The sequence below is a fragment of the Brasilonema angustatum genome (assembly GCF_059505445.1).
Window position 1 is genome coordinate 156,511 of record NZ_JCACKO010000125.1, and the last position, 19,176, is coordinate 175,686.

A 19,176-nucleotide genomic window follows, 5' to 3' on the forward strand; every position below is an offset into this window, starting at 1 on the left:
ATTTATCTTTGACAAACTAAACATTTAAACAATTTATGAACATGGTGCAATTGCCATGACCGAATCTACTAAAACTCTGTGTCCATACTGTGGTGTTGGCTGTGGACTGGAAGTTTCTCCGCCAGCACAATTAGGCAAAGCAACTCATCGAGATAGTCACGGAAATCCGATTTGGCGGGTGCGAGGCGACAAGGCGCACCCATCTAGTCAGGGTATGGTTTGTGTTAAAGGTGCTACGATCGCTGAGTCTTTAGATAAAAACAGATTGCACTACCCAATGGTACGAGACTCGTTGGATGGGGAGTTTCGGCGTGTCAGTTGGGATGAAGCTTTTGATATTATCGTTAATCGCATTCAAACACTGCGCCTCACCACTGGACTAGAAGCTATATGTATGTATGGTTCTGGTCAGTTTCAAACTGAAGACTACTACATGGCTCAGAGACTCTTAAAAGGGTATCTGGGTACTAATAATTTTGATGCTAACTCGCGCTTATGTATGTCCAGTGCTGTGGCTGGATACATACAAAGCTTTGGCTCGGATGGTCCGCCGTGTTGTTATGAAGATTTGGAGTTAACAGATTGTGCGTTTTTAATTGGGACAAATACGGCTGAATGTCACCCAATTATTTTCAACAGACTTGAGAAGTACCACAAAAAGAACCGCAAAGTGAAAGTGATTGTGGTTGATCCCCGTCGCACACCAACTGCAGAAGCTGCCGATTTACATTTAGCTATTCGTCCTGGTACAGATATCGACTTGTTAAATGGTATCGCTCACTTGTTGATGCGCTGGAACTACATAGATACCGGGTTTATTGACGACTGCACCAGCAACTTTCCCGCATATGCTGAGGTGATTCGCCACTATTCTCCAGATGTGGTGGCTCGTCAATGTGGAATCAGTGTTGAAGATTTAGAAACAGCCGCACGCTACTGGGGTCAATCTAATCGGGTGTTGTCCCTGTGGTCGATGGGTGTGAATCAATCCTCGGAAGGGACTGCTAAGGTCAGAACTATTATTAACCTGCACCTGATGACTGGACAAATAGGCAAGCCCGGAGCAGGACCTTTCTCGCTCACAGGTCAGCCAAACGCGATGGGAGGGCGAGAAGCAGGAGGTTTATCCCATTTGTTACCTGGTTATCGAACGGTGAAAAATGCTCAGCACCGGGCAGAAGTTGAGGAGTTTTGGGGACTCAAGCCAGGACAGATTTCTCCAAATCCCGGTATGACGGCTTGGGATATGATTACTGGGCTGGAAAATGGCAGTGTGGGGTTACTGTGGGTTGCTGCTACTAATCCTGCTGTGAGTATGCCGGATTTGGAACGGACTAAGAAGGCTTTGTTGCGATCGCCCTTTACTATCTACCAAGACGCTTACTATCCAACAGAAACCGCTGCTTACGCTCACGTCTTGCTCCCAGCTGCACAGTGGAGTGAGAAAACTGGCGTGATGACCAATTCCGAACGCATGGTCACGCTATGTCCAGCATTCCGACAACCGCCTGGTCAAGCAAAAGCAGATTGGGAAATTTTCGCGGAAGTTGGTCGTAGGTTGGGTTACCACAAAGAGTTCGCCTTTGCTAACTCTGCTGAAGTTTACGCTGAGTTTGTCAAACTGACTGGCGATCGCCCTTGCGATATGACGGGTATTAGTCATGATCAATTGCAAAAAAGTCCAATACAATGGCCCCACCCGGAAAAAAGGGGTAGGGAGGATGAGGCAGATGAGGCAGAAGTTTTACCTCCTCATCCTCCTGACTCCAAACGCCTCTACACCGACCTCCGCTTTCACACCCCTGATGGACGTGCTCGCTTTGGGGCATATCACTCGCGAGGCTTGGCAGAACCACCAGATCCGAATTATCCTTTTGTCTTGACAACTGGGCGACTTTATGGTCATTGGCATACCCAAACCCGCACTGGCCGGATTGAAAAGATTCGCCAAATGCATCCCGAACCGTTTGTTGAGATTCATCCCCGTGATGCTGCAAAATTGGGGATTACAGATAACCAGTGGGTGGAGGTGCGATCGCGTCGCGGAAAAGCCAGGTTTCCAGCAAAAGTCACAAAGGCGATCGCACCTGGTACAGTGTTTGTCCCTATGCATTGGGGTGCGCTTTGGGCAGATAATGCTGAAGCTAACGCTCTCACCCACCCTGAGTCTTGCCCCGACTCACTCCAACCAGAATTAAAAGCTTGTGCGGTACAGCTACTGCCGATTAATGTTCATATCGAATTGCGTAACTTTCAACAAATACAGGGGTGTAAGGGTGTAGGGGTGTAAGGGCAAAACAAGTCAAAAGTATCAAGTCAAAATTCAAAAGTAAGTAGATAGGTGGAAATAAACCGAACTATGTTAAGAAATGTAAAGGGGCTAGTCTGCCCGTAGGGCATAGTCCTTGTTTTCCTCTCAGTAGCGGAGACGCTAGGCGAACACGCTTGTTCTGGTGACGACAACCGGCTGCAGGAAAGTTTCCCGACAGAGGCGACTGGCGTTCGCCCTTCGGGCGTGAAGGGTGTAGGGGAGCCGCTCTCAAAGGGCGCTTAGGCTTGGTCAGTCGGACGCTCACATTTTACATCTGAACAATTGAATGTTCTTTAAGCACTAAGTATTAAGCCGTAAATACATGATTTCCCAGAAATATCCGCATAATAAAATGTATCTTTTTTTGTGCTTTTTTTAGTAAAGCATGGTTTACACGTATAGGTACAAGATATCAGTTAATCAATACTATATTATGCATTGAAAGAATCGTTATCAACTGTCACCCTAAGAATGTTAAGCTGCTAGACATACACCACAGTATGTTTAGCTATAAAAACAATTCGTCAATAGTTAATAGTGTTTAAAATTCTTGACTATTGTTTATTGATGGTTTCTTAGCTTTAGCTATGCAAAAGAAAAAAGTGCCATTTCAACACAAAGGACAAATCGACAAAATATCCTTTTCCCATCCTAGAAATTTATCTTGGTGGTTTTTCTTTTTTCTTTTTGCTGTTAACTTTTTACTTCATAGGGGGGTGCAGCAGATGCGAAAGCTATTCAAGCGAATTGCAGAAAACACCAAAGATGATAAGTTTATGCACTTCATTGAAAACATAGAAGTGCTAGTATCCAAGTTGCTATCTCTTTTTATGGTGATAGTGATTGTGGCAGCAATTGTTGACCTGGGATTTTTTCTTTTTAAAGAGTTATTTTATACTCCTCATGGTGAGTTTAACGCAGTTTTATTTGAAATTTTTAGTTTATTCCTCAATATCTTAATTGCTTTAGAAATATTAGAAAATATCACGGGGTATCTAAAGAAACACGTTTTGCAAATTGAATTAGTTATTGTTACTTCATTAATTGCTGTTGCTCGTAAAATAATTATTCTTGACTTAAGAAAAGTAACAGGAATTGACATCATCGGTTTAGGTATTGCTATTCTTGCTTTATCAATCAGTTATTTAATTATTCGATTTAGTAACAAACAAAATGTTTAAAGTAGAGTGAAATATTATTATGTCAGAGTTTTTTGAGTTTGAAGCAGATTTTGTTGATTCCCTGCGTTGTATTCCTATGCAGGTGCGCCAAAAACTTGATATTTCTGGCATCAAGTTAAAGTTATCTGATTGGAGTCATTTGACGAAAGCTGATCGTGAAGCTTTGGTTGAATTACCTTGCTCTACAGAATCTGAAATTCAAACATACAAGGAATATCTCCAGAACCTGATTTTAGAACGCATTGGCACACTAGCCGCTGAGTTACCAATCGAACCACATCCAGCATGGTTAGATGCTAAAAGTGTACCAACAAACCTCCAGGAGAAAGCGAGAGAATTTGGTGTAACGCTTTCTCCTCAACAGTGGGCAGAATTAACCTCGTTACAACGTTTTGCCTTAATTAAACTTAGTCGTCCAGGACATGAAAATCAAAACTTTCCTAAAGCTTTAAAGGAATTTCATTTACTTTGAGGAGTCATTATTCATTAGTAACGCACCTGAAGAATTTAGAAAATTTGATATCATGTTACGATTTTTAAACTTATAGTGTTTAAGTCGGCCTGGAGGCTAAAAAAAATTCTATATTGGGATTGAAAAATTATAATTTTGCGGCACTAACACGAACAAACATAAATTAAAATTAACTAATGATTAATAACTAAAAAAGAAAATGAGTACTAAAAAAATTTTGATGCTCGTAGGAGACTATGTCGAAGACTACGAGGTGATGGTTCCCTTCCAAGCTTTGCAGATGGTGGGACATACCGTTCATGCAGTTTGTCCAGACAAAAAAGCTGGAGAAAAAATTAGGACTGCTGTCCACGATTTTGAAGGTGACCAAACTTACAGTGAAAAACCGGGTCACAATTTTATTCTTAATGCTTCCTTTGCAGAAGTAAAAGCGGAAAACTATGATGCGTTGGTTATTCCCGGAGGACGTGCACCTGAATATATCCGCCTCAATAAGCAGGTGCTAGAAATCACCCGCCATTTTGCCCAAACAAACAAGCCCATTGCTGCTATTTGCCACGGCTTGCAGTTGTTGGCTGCAGCTGATGTTTTGCAAGGCAAAAACTGCACTGCTTACCCTGCTTGTAGCACAGAGGTGTGGCGTGCTGGTGGTAACTATGTGGATGTTCCAGCTGATGAGATTGTCGTTGATGGTAATTTAGTCACAGCACCAGCATGGCCTGCTCATCCCCGTTGGTTGGCAGAATTCCTTAAAATACTGGGTACTAAGATTGAGCATCTGGAAATGGCTGCTGTTTAGCTAGCACTTCAAACAATTTAGGTATGAAATATTATATTGTAAACTTATAATAGTCAATTGTCAAGGGTAATACTGACCAACATTGTGTAAAACTCTATGTTTATTTTGATTTTTTTAATTTCTCATTGATAAGCAGTGACTGAAGCTATAGTGGATTTAGCAATTTTGCTGTTGTGGCCAGGCTTAAGTCCTACCGCCCAATTGTTTGAAGAAATACTTTAGAAACACCCTGTAACTCGATGACAGGTAAAAATGCAAGACAGAATGCAATCCTGCGGCAAGTGTCTGGTGTTGGAACCTATGCTGGATCGGAAACTCGCTACTCGCTGCTTCCCAGTCAAGAGGTAGTCATTGGACGTGATCCCAGCTGCCAAGTTGTGTTAGATGCCATGTCATATCGCATGGTATCTCGTCGCCATGCGGCTGTTCGCCCTCTGGCTTCATCTCCAGATGCTCGATCTAGTTGGTTAATCTGTGATTTGGCTAGTGCCAATGGTACGTACTTAAATGGACAACGATTGCAGGGTTGTCAGCAATTGATGAACGGAGATAGCATTACTCTGGGTCATGATGGTCCAGAATTTGTTTTTGAGTACGAACAAAACCACGAACAAGCCACTGCGATCGCCCCACCAGCAGCGACACCACTTACCCCAGCAAATAGTTATCCAACACCAACCTCGGCGTATTATCGACCTCCCTCAAAAACACCAGATGCGCTTAGCTTCACTCAACTGTTTCCGATTATTTCTACTGGCAAAGATTTAACTAGTAAAGCTTATCTGATACCGGGAGTTCTCACAGTTGTCTTCGTGGTACTTATGTTTGCCACGGTCGGTCAACCACAAGCCAATCAAGTCATAGTCGCAATTTATATAGCCTCTGCTGCTTACTACTTTATTTATCAGTTGTGTGGTAAACCAAAGCCTTGGTGGGTGCTGTGTTCATCGGCATTGACGACGGCAGTGATTTTACTGACTCCCGTTTTGGATTTGTTTATCTTTGTGTTTCGCGGTCTGTTGCCTGGTAGTTTGCCCTCAGAACAGGAGTCCATTACTTTAACAGAGTTGCTGGTGCGAATGTTTTTTGGCGCTGGCTTGATGGAGGAATTACTCAAGGCAATACCTTTACTGATGGCGTTTATGATTGCTAAGGTAGTCCCGTCACCGTGGCGGGAACGCATCGGTATCGCCGAACCTCTTGATGGTATTCTACTGGGAACAGCTTCTGCTGTGGGCTTCACCCTGTTGGAAACATTGGGACAATATGTGCCAACTATTACTCAAAATATCTCAGCACAATCGGGCTTAGAAAGTGGTCAACTTGTGGGCTTGCAACTGCTGATTCCACGAATTCTCGGTTCTGTTGCCGGACATATGGCCTACAGTGGGTATTTTGGCTATTTTTTCGGTTTGGCTGTACTCAAACCCTCTAAAAGTTGGCAAATATTGCCAGTTGGTTATCTGACAGCAGCCGGATTACATGCTTTGTGGAATACAACGGGAATTTTTAACGGTTTGCTGTTGGTGATTGTTGGGGTTTTGTCTTACGCCTTTTTAATGGCAGCTATTCTCAAAGCTAGGGTGCTTTCACCAACGCGATCGCAAAACTTTGCTACCCGTTTTCTTGGACGTAAGTAATGAGTGCAACAAGATGATGAGGGAGATGGCGGATGATTGATTTATAGTCCACTCTTGTGTCTACAATCGGCTACTGTTGCTGCACTCCTCTGAGTATTTGTATTTTTATATACATTGGCTTGATTGGGAACTCGCTACCAACATATTAAGTCAGACATTTTGTGTCTCAATGAGAAAAACCCTGCATTTTTAGATAAACAACAAAATTATCGCTCTTCTGGCAAGGTAAGTTTTCCTCGCTCGTTGAAGAGGAGCAGGAAACAGGGAACAAATCTTAGACTTCTTCTTCAATATTCTTTAGTTCATCAAGTGCATGGTAAGCAACTGCCAAACTTACCTTTGCCTTCTCAATTTCAGATAGATTTGTCCACTCACGATTGCCGACGTGATCTACAACTGAGTTTACATTTTTCTGTTCACCGCTCCTCATTGCGTAAGCGAAAGGACGCGCCATAACTAAAAGATCATCTGTTTCCCAATTAGGTAATACAGATTTTACACAACTTACCAGTTGTTCACCCTTAGATTGCCCTGAATGAAAAATTTCAGCAGCTTTGTGGGCAATTTCCTTTATCCAATCTTGAGGGACACTGGCGGCAAAGCCTGCTTGTAAATTTTTTTGAAGATTCGCCAAGACAGTAGATTTTGTAGTAATTTTGTACTGCTGAGAATTCAAATTATTATGCCAAAGCGTATCCAAGCAATTATAGAAAGCTTGGGAACGTTCTGCCAGTTCCTCATCAAGGACGTCCTCAAACTGGAACTGTTGTTCTAGTTGTGCAAAATAGTTTTCTGATTGTTCATCTGCGGGATTCCAAGGATATGTAGCATCCTCTGGTTCAAGCAGTGCTTCTAAAAGCTGGAAATCAACTTGAGACACCAGGGAAGGAGAAGTTTTTGATTTGTTGATTTTCTTAACCATTATCGCTCGCTCCGGGTTAATTATTTAGTGTACATACACAGCTACAACTGCCAAAATGTCATTTCCGCAAAAAGAACGCCGTTCTACCAAAAAGTACTGGTTTATTTAGCTATATTTCAATGGGAGAAAATCAGTGTTCCCAATCCTTATCCTGGGGAATGATCAATGATGAACTCCCAAGGTTGACTTCTGGTACTGCCAAACTTTAACTGCATGCCAGACTGTAACGGAACTTCCTGACGATGGATTTGTTGCCAACCATTAGATCGAAACACCCAGGTTGTCCCGTAGGTGGACAAATCTTGCAGATAATAGGTTCGTACTGCTGTTGCTCCTGTCAGACTATTTCGACATAATATCTCAGCATGGCGTTTTGAAACCGAAGGCTCTGGAATGACAATATCATTATCTCCGGTGCGTCCAATGCGCGTGATTCCAGGTCGCAATAACGAAGTTTTACCTCCAGGGGAGAGCGATCGCAAACAAGCATTGGAAACCAAAGAAGCGATTCCCGGAATAGAAGTTTCTGGGAGTTCTGTGATCCCCTCATCAAAATTTTTTATCAGTTCTCCATCGTAATCTGGATGCAGGTAAAGAATCGGCAATGTCCAAGCGGGTTGATTGAACCTGTAAACTATTAATAGCTGTTGCCTTGCTTCTGCCACAGCTTCATCAATTGGCAGTCGCTTTCGCAAACCTGTAGCAAAAGCTTGAATAAAAGTCTGGCTTTCTTGGGATGCTATTTCATCACGCATCGCCAAAACTGCAGGCAAACCTTGACGTATCAGCACTTCTGCTAAACTGCTGTGAGGAACAGCCTGGTGATTAGCCGCTGCTGGTTGTGCTCCCCAACAAGCATTGAAAACTGCCAGCTTCACACCTGTACGAGTCAAAACTTGGGCTAATTCCATGCCATTGAGGGTCATACCCGGTCGCAAAAATAACAAACCTCCGTCTGGTCCTTGCAGACCGTGACCTGCGTAAAACAAGACGTTGTATGCCTTAGTTTCTAGTTGTTGAATTAACTCAATAGGGGTTGGTTGCAGGAGTGTCTTCACCATACACGGTGCATAGCCACTGTTATAGTTTGCTACAATAGAACCATTGGAAAGGGTTTGTTCTAGTATATTGGCTTCTTCATTAAGTTCTAGATGCTTTTCATCTTCACCCAAAACCAACAGTATATTTAACCCCTGTTCTGAGCGTAAATACGGTAGAGGTTCGACTTCACTAGTGGTACGACTAAAAAGTATGTGTTGCGACAGAGAAATAGCAGATTGACCAGGTTCGCGCTGCATAACTTCCCAAGGCAAGGCAATCAGATTCGGATCACGAACTTCCAGTCGCACGCGCAAACGCGTATGCTGCCCCATAGCAATGCCACGACTGCGTTCAAAGCTATTGAGAATTGATCCGTCAAATACCCAACCCCACAAGCTAATTCCCAAATATTGCATCAAACGAGCAGTGTAACTGGTGGGTTGACCCGAAGTTGGGGCAACAAAATCCAGAGGGAGAGGACTTGCCGAATTGGGTGTTGCTCCTGGGGAAATATCTAAGCGGCTGTGACCAGCAAACATTTCCTGCCACTCAAGCCATGCTTGAGTTAGATGTGGAGGCCATACACAATCATGTAAAACATAGCCACTGGGGTAAGGAGCATTCACCACCCAAATGGCGAAACTGTCATTGCCGGTATTGATGAGACGGGCGATCGCCAAGTTAAGGGATGGCATGGATTCGTTAGTCTTGGTTAATCTATAGAATCAAATAATTTCAAATAACAATTTTCAAAGGCAAAAATTTTTACCTTTCGAGTTTTTGATTTAAAGTTATATCATCTATACTATTTCAGGCTTCTACCAGTTTATCGAGTTTTTGACGAAGTGCTGCTCTTCGGCTAACAGGTGTCACCTAGTTTAGCCAGTTATCTGTTATCAGTTTTTGTTAACAACTCTTAAGAGTTGACCCTCCGCGAGATCTCATTGCTCAAGCACAGAGTTTGGCACAGACTCAGTTGTTGATTCTCCATCAGGAGGTGTGGAAGTGTCTTTTGAGGGCTGACAGAATCTTGCCACTTCTGGTTGAGCTTTGGGAATATTCAATGACTTGAATTTGGAAAATGAAATTTTCACTTCATCCCCTGGCTTGAGTAAAGGTTTTTTTGCTGTAGCAGAAGTTGGTTGTGAGTTTGATGGACTTGGTTGCCCGATAATAGAGCAGACTCGCAAATACACACTCGCGTCTTTCTGTGTTTTTGGTGTCTGAAGAATTTGCAAAACACTACCATTTGGGGCGATCGCACCTTTTGGGGGCGAGGTTGTTGTTGTGAATTCTATTTCCCTGTTAGTTTGAATCACCCTTGCTGCATCCACACTATCTTTACTCGAATTACCCGAACTGTCTTGAGAACCACTTGTCATCGGTAGTGGTGTAGGTTGTGTGCTGTCCTTTAGACTTATTTTTGGTAAGAATTTGAGAGGGAGTAACTCTTGACCCCACAGGAGGTATGCCAACGCCAACAAACCGCTAACAGCAAGCAGAAGAATAATAATGATTTGTAGCGGTACTTTTAGACTTTTGACGGGCTTGCTTATTGGCATTACTTGAGTTTTCTGATTTCTACCCACAGGTGATGCAACTAGTGGCGTTTTGATCGCAGTGTTAGAAGCTATTGGTAATGTAGAGAGGTTAGCAAGAGAAGATTTGAGGATTGATTTTGGTTCTGAGTATTTAACTTGGCAGTGTACTAGCGCGATCGTGACATTATCGTGTCCATTTTGAATATTCGCTATTTCTACTAATTTATCTGTGACTTTTGCTATGTCATAATTTTCAGTAAGAATGGGTAAAATTTCTGTTTCCCAGTATTGATCTACGCGGTCAAAGTCACTCAAACCGTCAGAGCACAACAGAAAAACGCTATCTTCGTCGAGAAGAAATCGTTGTGACGTCGGATGCAATGAATTACTAGCACTCATGCCTAATGCCTGCACCAAAGACCCTGATGCTCCCTGTTGCACTGCATCTCGGTATGTGGCATAGCCCAATCGTACCTCACGAGAAGCAACATCGTCATCTAAGGTCACTTGATAGCAACCAGAGCGTGTAATCCAGTAAGCACGACTATCACCAACGTGAGCAATGTACATTTGATGAGCAATGGGCAATGCCATCACTAGGGTTGTGCCCATGCGTTGACGCCCTTGCCGATGTTCGTCGTCGTTGCGCTCACTGATGATGTCATTAGCTGCTGCGGTTGCGCCTTCTAACTCCGCAAGTACAATAGATGAGTCTATATGCTCAGAAGGCAATTTCGTCAGTTCATGCAGCTGTTGTTGAATCGTTTCAATGGCTAAAAGTGATGCAACATTGCCTCCCTCGTGTCCACCAATGCCATCACAGACAATAGCTAAAGCTGTTTGTGATGGTGGTTTGCTGACAATACTGCCACCAGGAGGGTAACAAGCATCTTCATTACGTTGGCGACTTGGTCCTGTGTCAGTCTTGGTGACTATTTTGATAAGAGGTGTTTGGGTTTGCCCTAATTGTGTCAACCCCCTGTCTATAATGGCAACGAGTTGCTCACCAGAGTGTATTTCTCCAGCAATCAGAGAACGACAAATTTCACTCAAAAATTCGGCGATCGCTCCTTTGGCTTGTGGCTGCAACTGCTGCCAAAATTCCCCGAGTTGGGGTAAACCAGGCGAAGTTTGATTGTCTTGACGCAATTCCAATAAGCGTACTAAAGACCCTTCTATCCTGACTAACTCTGGGTTCAGTAAGCTAGAGGCTACGCCTTCACTCGCCAGAGGTTGCCACAGATTAGCTATCTGCCACAGCAAATTCAGTTGGCGTATTGATGTTGCGTTACGCCAAGCTGTGGTTAACTCGTAAGCAATCTGGACTTCCAAGGGTTCTGTACTGTCTAGCACAGAAAGCGGAGGTTTTTCTAAAAGTAATATTTCTTTGTGATAAGTGTCCCCACTTATTGGCATAATTCCATACACTTGCGGTACATGCAAGCGGTAGGGAAATAGCCGCAAGTAAGGTTTTATTGCCTGTGCATGTTCTCCATTTGGCGTTTGAGGTAACAAACCGGGCTTGGTATCCAAAACAAGCGCCTTGCTGATAACCAAATAGCGATCGGCTAATAATTCTCCGGCATTAGCCAAGCTTTCCCCCTCTGCCACAGCCCAGAGGAATCGTTTAGGCAGGGGTGTGGAGCATCGTAGGCAAAATTTGTGTGTCAGGGGGTTTGGAGCTTGACAAAGTTCATTTGGGCAGTAGAGCGTTGCCGCATCATTTTCCATAGTCTTCGCACCGATCAGCGGATTGGCATTTTTTCAACAGCATTGGCAGCGGCACTGTTGACCGCTCATATCTTTTGGATCACGATTTTAACTTGTGAACAAACTTAAGATGCTAAATTTTTGGAAAAGTTTGCTTAATGATAAAAATAGATATTTTTCAGTTGGTAAGCAATGCCACCCACTGGACTGACTCACAGATACTTTAACTGGATAAGGCATACAAGCTATTGTTTATTTTTCAACATACAGCATTCCCAAATTAGTCGTGAACTCCAAAAGCCACCACAAAGATTATTCTGAGCGAGAATTTTCTGGTTCACAAACAATAATAAAATAGCTGTAGCAGGCTGAAAACCACTCTCCGATGGGAAAGTCATGTCACTTGGTCATAGAGTCCTAGGATGATTACAGTTGTGTCTTCAAAGAACAGATGTTGGCACCAGAGCTTACTTCACCAAAATTTCATACCTTTACCTAGATAACTTTGTGAAAGCTTCATACCTCCCCTCTTCAGGATTCTCTTTAGAAAAAACTGTGTTTTCAGTCACAAGTTTTTTCATTTGCTTTTTTTTATGACATATCTCAAGGTGTGCAGAGTGTCAAGTAGGTTTATTTTACACTTTACACCCTTGTTCAAAGAAATTATTCCATCAGAAAGAGGAGATAAGTGAGCTTTTTCTCTAATTTATAGGTAGGTGGTAATCAATTAACTTTAGTTAAGACCAACAGGTAAATTAAAGGACGTCTTGCTAGTTACTATTAGCTTTTCACAGTGACTCCTCTTTTGGGTTATTGATTACATTACCATTGCTAATGAAAATTGCACATATTTAAGAATTTGGTGAATCCGAATGGTAGATAACAAAGAAAAAGAAACTCATCGTGCAGTGAACCCTGGTGACGTCATTTCTGAAGAGCCAGAAACAGTGGAAGAAAAAAAACAACAACTTGCCGTTGATTCTCCAGATATCACAGGTGAAGAAATTGAAGTTCCGGCTTATGTTGCCGTTAAAGAGCCAGATGGTGAAGAAAAGGCTCTTCATCACGTTAAAGATGCAGAAGAAATCTCAGATGTGATTCGCCAAGCACGAGTAGACGATGAAGGAAATAGAATTTGGTGATAGATATTAAACGGTCAGCAGTCAGCGATTAGCTCTGGTGGTAGCTTTCTGCTGCCGTTTTCTATTTAAAAATTTATGAATACTATTCAGTTGAATTTTTAGACACTTTCTTATAAGTTATCAAGTCATTAAACAGACGAGATTTTGCACTAATAAAAATTGATTTAATTTAGTCACTCAGTATTAAACCAAAAGTTCTTTATTGAGAAAGAAAACTCAAGATAAATCACACAATTTTCTTGCGTATGTTTTTCTCTTGTATAATTTTATATCCATATCTGCAAGATGTGAGCCTCCAACCGGCGTGGCTAGTACAGGGTGGCGTAAATCAACCAACCATTAAACAGCTAATACCAACCAAACAGAATTTTACTTGTTGTTTCTTATTCTGCCACTAAATAGTAGGTTTACTTCTGCCCAACTGTACTAGGCCTTGGCAACATATAAAAAAATCTACAGAATTTATCTTCCTTGATTTGCGATCCTTTTTTACGTCACCGTAAAAAGGATCGCAAATCAAAAGTTTGATGACCTTAGACAAAGTTCATCCAAGCAGCGAATTCCGTGGCTGATTTATGGTGGGCTGTACTAAGACGCTGAGCGAGCGTAAATTGATAAAAACGGTATACTGCAGAGCAGCTTACAATTTTCGAGGTTTGTTATCACTCAGTACTTGTTTTCACTTACAACTGCTCACACGCCATTACCTTCTGTATTTTCCTCAGATGCAATTTGGGGTAGTCCCATGCTGTAATTAGTGACGCGTGCGGAAAGATTGTAGCTGACTTCGCCTTTTTGCAAGAGCGATCGCAGAAAATGCTCTAAGTCTGAGCCAATCCGGCGTAAATTATAGTCTGTCAGGTCTGCCCCACTAGATCCTTCTACCAGTTCATCAAACTTGCGATAAACCTTTTGCAGAGCATCTTCATTCCAGTTGAACTCGTTGTCTGGGTCAACATCTAAGGTTAAAACCTGACTACTGGGAACGAGTTCTCCGTCCTGGTCTATTTCGCCGGCAAAAATCCTTATGTGCCGGGTTGTGGACTTAAGCAGCATCGGGTTATCCATTGGCGGTTTTATTTAGGGGTTAATCGCGCTCTCAATCATTGTAGACGGAATTCTTAGCGAGAAGAAATCATGCCTGTCTGACGAGCATAAGCAAAAATACCTCCTGCGTCAATCACTGGTCCAACTTCTCCTAAAGGTTTGAGGTTGTATATCTGACCAAGAGTGTGATTAATCAATTGATTGCTTTCAAAATCTATTGATACTTCATGACCAGTCTCAAATTTGTCACATAATCTTTCTTGTGATTCCCAAGGATAAAGTTCTCCTGTAGCAGCACAATTACGGAAAAAGATGCGGGCATAAGACTCGGCAATCACTGCTTTGACGCCGCTTGCACCCAAAGCTATGGGGGCATGTTCCCGTGAGGAACCGCAGCCAAAGTTTTCTCCTGCCACAATGATGGGGTAAGTTGTTTTCATTTCGCCTGGAGGGATAAATTTGCCGTAACGGTCTGGTAAACCAGCTAAAGCATAACTTCCAAGCTTTTCGTATTCATCTGGTTTGGAAGGAACTAAGGTAAGATATTCGGCTGGAATAATTTGGTCTGTGTCTATGTTGTCGTCCAAAATGAAAATTTTACCCCTAATTACTTTGGTCATTTCAGTTTCCTGCATTTTTCAATGAATAAATTGTACATTTAGTAATTTTACGGAATTATGGTACAGCAACGTCTGGCTATCATTATATAGGAAATATTCAGCGGATTCACTTACGTGTTAACACCAGTTTTACAGTAACAACTCAAACTCTTATTGACTTCCAGATAAAGTTGATGTAAAAAGCTTTAAAAAGCTTGAACAAGTTCTTACAGAAACTTTATTGCATGGAATCCTAAAAACTGAATAATAGTTATGGTTTACTTGAACCATAGCTATTGCAGAAAACTGAAACACCAGAGAGTGAAAATCAAACCTGAAGATAAATTAGGAGAGTAAAATGCAATAAGATTGTTTCCCGACAAACAAGGATTGTTAATTCCGACACTTTGAAAGTCAAAAAAGTATAAAGAATTCTTGCTTGAAAAATAGCAGATCACCCAAATTACCTCTTAGTACAAGGAAGTCTAAAAGCTATGAACTTTGAAGCATTACCACGGCAAGTAAATAGTGTCGATGTAGGTGTTTATGAGTGCGAAATTCACCTGAAATTCCGGTTGATAGAAGAAAAAAGTTTGTTGAGCGATCGCGACCAACTTTTGCAGGTTCTGCTAGACGCTTTAACCGAGGGTTCTGACGACTTTTTAGAAACCTTGCAAGCAAATGTCAAGGCTCAAGAAGTTTCTGAGTTCAAAGCTTCACCGCAAATGAGACGCCAATTGATGCGCTTACGCAACTCTGCTGAAGCTAGTTAATACTTAAGTTTGTGTCACCCTACTAATGGCAGATTGTGCATTAATTTTTCCTATTGACAGATTGTTCTAATAATGACTTGGCTTGCTTAACCATCCCCCACAAACCATAGCGCTGGGGCTTATAATAGTCCTCACCCTTAGCACTACGGAAACAATGGGTGCCTACTTTAATGTTGTATTCATGCTTTGCTTTTATAACAGGGTTGTGGTTAGTAAAAATTAGATTTCAGTGTAATTCCTCTATCCGCATTATTCCTCTAAGATATCGAAGGAGCTTGAAGAAAACCTGAGAATTTTACTTTAAAAAAATAAAAATAGAGGAAAACAGCGAAACCTGAACAAATTAGTGTTGTTAGGAGATTTTCCTTTTTCTCAATGAGTTAAATAGAATCTGTTGTACTTAAACTCAAACGTGTTAGAATTAATTCCCCTTAGTCTAAATGGAAAAAATTCAGCGTTAAAGTTGTCATAGATCAAGATCGTTCAGTAATCTACAGATTGCTACGCTCACGCTCGCAACGAGGCACATACCAAACGTATTCCCAAAGGGGTAAACGCGCTGGGAGCCGTCCATAATTGCGGTATGGTGTAAAAAGCTGTATTTCGGACGAGTATGAGCTGTAAGACTTCAGAAGGGAAACCCAAAAAAGCAAGCCCAGCCCGAGAATCCCATCCGCTTTTAGCGGTGGGAGTCTCAACTCAAAAATTGGGGATGTAAGAAGCAAAATCTTATGGTGGCTCTGCGACTTTTCAGAACGCAGAGCCTCAATGTTACTTTGCAAGACCGTGTTCTAAAGCAAAACGAACTAACTCTGTACGGCTATTGGTACCAGTTTTACTGAACAAACGGCTAACATACTTTTCTACATTTCGGACACTCGTTTCTAGACGGCGAGCAATTTCTTTATTCATCAACCCCTCAGCTACTAAGTTTAAAACACTTTGTTCTCTGGGCGTTAAATCAATACTAAAAGGTGCTGGGGATTGAGCTATTGCATTTCTTTGAGTTAACAAAGCTTTGATTTGGGCAATCTGATTAGCCAGTTCGGTAATATCTGGCGTATCACCTTCTTCTGTTGGAGTTGGAGTTCTGGCGGTGCGCCGTTCCAGTAAATTTTCCACAATTGCCACAAGTTCATCTGGATCAAACGGCTTGGGTAGATAGGCGTCAACGCCAGCTTGATAACCTTGGATGCGATCAGTTGTCATGCCCTTAGCAGTGAGAAATATCACTGGTAGCGATCGGAAGCGAGGATCGTCCCGCAGTTGTTTGAGAAACTGGTAACCATCCACCTGAGGCATCATAATATCAGAAATGACTAAGTCTGGTGTATTTTGCTGCATCATCTCCCAGCCCTGTCGGGCGTTACTGGCAACTTGAACGCTAAAACCGCTCTCTTGCAAATAGTCTTTTACGGCTTCACGCAATCCTGGTTCATCATCTACCAGTAACAATTGTGCTGCCATTTACCGTTTCCTTTGCGCTACTTTTCTCCAATTTAGCGAACTTGAGTCACACTGGGCTACTGGCAAGATGGGGAGATTTGCTTTCAAGAAACACGCTTAACGCTTAACGCTTAACGCTTAACAACGTCTCAAATCCTTACTAATGACTAATGACAGCCTTAACGAGTTAACTTTATTTGTACCGACTTACTTAGCTTTTTTGCTGTTGCTAACGCTATTAATGAGATGCCAAGAGGGAAAGAGACTTTAGACTCAAATCCCAGTAAATTTTCTAAGATTTTTGTCGTCACTGACTGATTCTCTAGTTCGCCTACTGGGTAAGGTTTGCGTAACCACCGACTATAAAATAAGGCAATGGGAATAAGACTGGCTCCGAAATAACGGCATTTACTTACATTGAAGTAAACAGATAATTTCTTGATTAATTCTTTGCGATGATAGCGGCGATAATGAGCAAGCATTTCATCGTGATAACCAAAGAGCCATTGTAAAGCTGGTACAGAAATACCTATTAATCCATCTGGTTTGAGTATATCTGAAAACTTTTTTATCACTGCCTGGTCATCTTCAATATGTTCTAAAACATCATTAGAAATGATAATATCGTATTTTTCTGGTGCTGTGTAGTCTTCAATAGTCGTGTGATAAAGATTGAGATTTTTAATACTATTTTCTAGTTTTAACTTTTGTGAAAGCCTGATAGCTTCTATGTCTATATCCAAAGCATCTACTTGCCAAGTTGAGTTTTGCGATAGCAAGATGTTCATTTCTCCCGAACCACATCCCGCATTTAAAACTCGCATTTTTGGTGTTTGAGGTAACCAGTTCATTAAAATTTTGTACTTGGTTAAAGAATAGCGATCGCTAGAACGAGCTAAATAATCAGCCAGCTTGTAATTTCTATCTTCTGATGGTTTCATAAAACTCCGAAAAGTAAATAAATTCTCCTTTACTTTGCAGCCAAATCAAATATTTTTCCAGACGTTCAACCATTTCTTTTCCGGAGTGTTTAGTAATATAAGTTGGCATCCTAAAATGGCTAATATCAGTAAATTCCCACGGATGAAAATAAAGACTTATGTAACGGTCATTTTTGAGAGTCAGTTGAGAACCTAATTTGATTAACGATAAGGGAAAATTTTTAAAGCTTAACCAGAACAAAGGAAATCTGAGGAGGGGTGTAACTGAAACAGGAATATTAACTAAGTTGTTTGAGTAAAAGGCTGTTCTTGGTTTAAAAAAGTTATTGTATCTTCCTGGGATGTAAGTAGGATTCATGGACGAGTTATATTTGTATCCTGCTTTTACTATCTCTGTATCATCTACTTTTTTCAGTCTAGGCATCCTGAAACCAAGAACTTTCTGGCTGGTTATTTCTTCTAAGGCTTGCCGTGACTTATTTAAATCTTCTAATAAAAAAGTGCAATGATCAAAACCATGAGAAGCTATTTCATGTTTTTGGGAAATTTCTTGGATGAGGGCTTTGTAATAGATAGCAAATCTAGCTGTGACAAAAAACGTGGCTTTGATATTTAATTTTGTTAAAACTTGAAGAAGTTCTTTTAAGCCTTTGTAAGAAGTTTCCATTTTTACTGTTTCTTCAATTTTTTCACCATATTCCTCTGGAATATCAAATTCTTCTAAATCAAAGCTCAATAAAATCATGCTATTCATATTTGTTTAGTATGAGATCACGGTAGACTATTTGCAATAAATCAAAGAACATTTCTATGGAATGCTTCAATAATTTAACTTGTGATTTTTTATGTAAATGTTTTTTAGAAACGACAACTGGAATTTCCCCAATAGTATATCTTTTCTTTTTGGCTAAATATAGCAACTCTACATCAAAGGCAAATCCGGGGATTATTTGAGTTTTAAATAAATCTTTGGCTGCGTATCTGTCAAATCCTTTGATTCCGGCTTGCATATCGGTAAAATTCAAATTTAAAAGACTTCTCGATATCAAATTAAAAATTCGACCAGCCAGTATTCTCCGAAAATTAAACCCGTTGTTTTTTTCGGGGGTGAGATTTCTACAGCCAATAACAATATCAAAATCTGCTAGTTTTGCTACCATCAAATCAAGGTAGTCTAAAGAGTAAGCTAAATCTCCATCGAAAAAGCAAATATAGTCGCTATTGGCATATAAAACTCCGGTTTTTACGGCATATCCTTTGCCACGATGAGCTTTATAAGAAAGTAACGAAATCTGCTTACTATTGAACAATGTGATTTGACTTTCTAATATTTCTCTAGTTCGATCAGTTGAGCCATCGTCAACAAAAATAAAATCGTACCAAGGTTTATTGACAGCAAATTGAAGAACTGAAGAAAAAGTCGAAACTATACATTGTGCCTCGTTATAAACGGGCACAATTATGGAAATTGTGTTCATTATTATCAAGCACTCCTCACATATTAATAAGTACATCTAATTCAGCTGTCGGGCATTAAAATTGCACTTTTTTTGTCCTGGATTCCTGACACTAGGGCATTCTAGTAGGAAAAAAATCAACAGCTAATTAACG

The 19,176-nt window shown here is 41.2% G+C and carries 16 protein-coding genes; 7 read left to right on the top strand and 9 right to left on the bottom strand.

The genetic code is table 11. The annotated features are described in order from the left end of the window. Positions 1–55: 55 nt before the first annotated feature. From AC5JM2_RS21610 to AC5JM2_RS21630, 5 genes are all read left to right on the top strand, one after another. The gene (locus AC5JM2_RS21610) at positions 56–2,290 is read left to right on the top strand and encodes a molybdopterin oxidoreductase family protein (RefSeq protein ID WP_495836885.1); all 2,235 of its coding nucleotides are present in this window, start codon (positions 56–58) and stop codon (positions 2,288–2,290) included. 746 nt (positions 2,291–3,036) lie between these two features. Beyond that, the gene (locus AC5JM2_RS21615) at positions 3,037–3,492 is read left to right on the top strand and encodes a phosphate-starvation-inducible PsiE family protein (protein ID WP_495836933.1); all 456 of its coding nucleotides are present in this window, start codon (positions 3,037–3,039) and stop codon (positions 3,490–3,492) included. 19 nt (positions 3,493–3,511) lie between these two features. Further along, a complete protein-coding gene (locus AC5JM2_RS21620; RefSeq protein WP_495836886.1) occupies positions 3,512–3,964 on the top strand; it encodes a nitrate reductase associated protein in 453 nt (150 codons plus the stop codon). A 199-nt stretch (positions 3,965–4,163) separates the two neighbouring features. Further along, positions 4,164–4,763: a DJ-1/PfpI family protein gene (locus AC5JM2_RS21625; RefSeq protein WP_495836887.1), complete on the top strand. Its 600-nt coding sequence runs from the start codon at positions 4,164–4,166 to the stop codon at positions 4,761–4,763. Between the two features lie 239 nt (positions 4,764–5,002). Further along, a complete protein-coding gene (locus AC5JM2_RS21630) occupies positions 5,003–6,403 on the top strand; it encodes a PrsW family glutamic-type intramembrane protease (RefSeq protein WP_495836888.1) in 1,401 nt (466 codons plus the stop codon). A gap of 274 nt (positions 6,404–6,677) precedes the next feature. On the opposite strand, the gene AC5JM2_RS21635 is transcribed toward AC5JM2_RS21630, so the two are convergent. The 3 genes from AC5JM2_RS21635 to AC5JM2_RS21645 form a co-directional block, all read right to left on the bottom strand. After that, on the bottom strand, positions 6,678–7,325 hold the full coding sequence (locus AC5JM2_RS21635; protein ID WP_495836889.1) for a hypothetical protein: 648 nt from the start codon (positions 7,323–7,325) through the stop codon (positions 6,678–6,680). A 146-nt stretch (positions 7,326–7,471) separates the two neighbouring features. After that, positions 7,472–9,061: a CHAT domain-containing protein gene (locus tag AC5JM2_RS21640; RefSeq protein ID WP_495836890.1), complete on the bottom strand. Its 1,590-nt coding sequence runs from the start codon at positions 9,059–9,061 to the stop codon at positions 7,472–7,474. 246 nt (positions 9,062–9,307) lie between these two features. Further along, the gene (locus AC5JM2_RS21645) at positions 9,308–11,638 is read right to left on the bottom strand and encodes a protein phosphatase 2C domain-containing protein (protein ID WP_495836891.1); all 2,331 of its coding nucleotides are present in this window, start codon (positions 11,636–11,638) and stop codon (positions 9,308–9,310) included. A gap of 851 nt (positions 11,639–12,489) precedes the next feature. Here AC5JM2_RS21645 and AC5JM2_RS21650 point away from each other — a divergent pair. Beyond that, on the top strand, positions 12,490–12,759 hold the full coding sequence (locus tag AC5JM2_RS21650; protein WP_495836892.1) for a hypothetical protein: 270 nt from the start codon (positions 12,490–12,492) through the stop codon (positions 12,757–12,759). Positions 12,760–13,452: 693 nt separating this feature from the next. Here the strand turns inward: AC5JM2_RS21650 and AC5JM2_RS21655 are convergent. Both AC5JM2_RS21655 and AC5JM2_RS21660 read right to left on the bottom strand, forming a co-directional pair. Beyond that, positions 13,453–13,827: an NAD(P)H-quinone oxidoreductase subunit M gene (locus tag AC5JM2_RS21655; RefSeq protein WP_495836893.1), complete on the bottom strand. Its 375-nt coding sequence runs from the start codon at positions 13,825–13,827 to the stop codon at positions 13,453–13,455. Positions 13,828–13,880: 53 nt separating this feature from the next. Beyond that, positions 13,881–14,426 (bottom strand): LeuD/DmdB family oxidoreductase small subunit, encoded by a 546-nt coding sequence (locus AC5JM2_RS21660; RefSeq protein ID WP_495836894.1) that lies wholly within the window; start codon positions 14,424–14,426, stop codon positions 13,881–13,883. A 473-nt stretch (positions 14,427–14,899) separates the two neighbouring features. On the opposite strand from AC5JM2_RS21660, the gene AC5JM2_RS21665 reads away from it, so the two are divergent. Beyond that, positions 14,900–15,178, top strand: coding sequence for an Npun_R1517 family heterocyst differentiation transcriptional regulator (locus AC5JM2_RS21665; RefSeq protein WP_048869887.1), 279 nt, complete (start codon positions 14,900–14,902; stop codon positions 15,176–15,178). A gap of 771 nt (positions 15,179–15,949) precedes the next feature. Here AC5JM2_RS21665 and AC5JM2_RS21670 read toward each other — a convergent pair. The 4 genes from AC5JM2_RS21670 to AC5JM2_RS21685 all read right to left on the bottom strand — a co-directional run bounded on the left by AC5JM2_RS21670 (position 15,950) and on the right by AC5JM2_RS21685 (position 19,043). Then, a complete protein-coding gene (locus AC5JM2_RS21670; RefSeq protein ID WP_495836895.1) occupies positions 15,950–16,645 on the bottom strand; it encodes a response regulator transcription factor in 696 nt (231 codons plus the stop codon). A gap of 158 nt (positions 16,646–16,803) precedes the next feature. After that, a complete protein-coding gene (locus AC5JM2_RS21675) occupies positions 16,804–17,565 on the bottom strand; it encodes a class I SAM-dependent methyltransferase (RefSeq protein ID WP_495836896.1) in 762 nt (253 codons plus the stop codon). Further along, a complete protein-coding gene (locus tag AC5JM2_RS21680; protein ID WP_495836897.1) occupies positions 17,546–18,319 on the bottom strand; it encodes a polysaccharide deacetylase family protein in 774 nt (257 codons plus the stop codon). Before AC5JM2_RS21680 ends, AC5JM2_RS21675 begins: the two co-directional genes overlap by 20 nt. Then, complete coding sequence (locus tag AC5JM2_RS21685) at positions 18,312–19,043, bottom strand: glycosyltransferase (RefSeq protein WP_495836898.1); 732 nt, start codon at positions 19,041–19,043, stop codon at positions 18,312–18,314. The genes AC5JM2_RS21680 and AC5JM2_RS21685 overlap by 8 nt, the downstream gene beginning before the upstream one ends. Positions 19,044–19,176 lie beyond the last annotated feature (133 nt).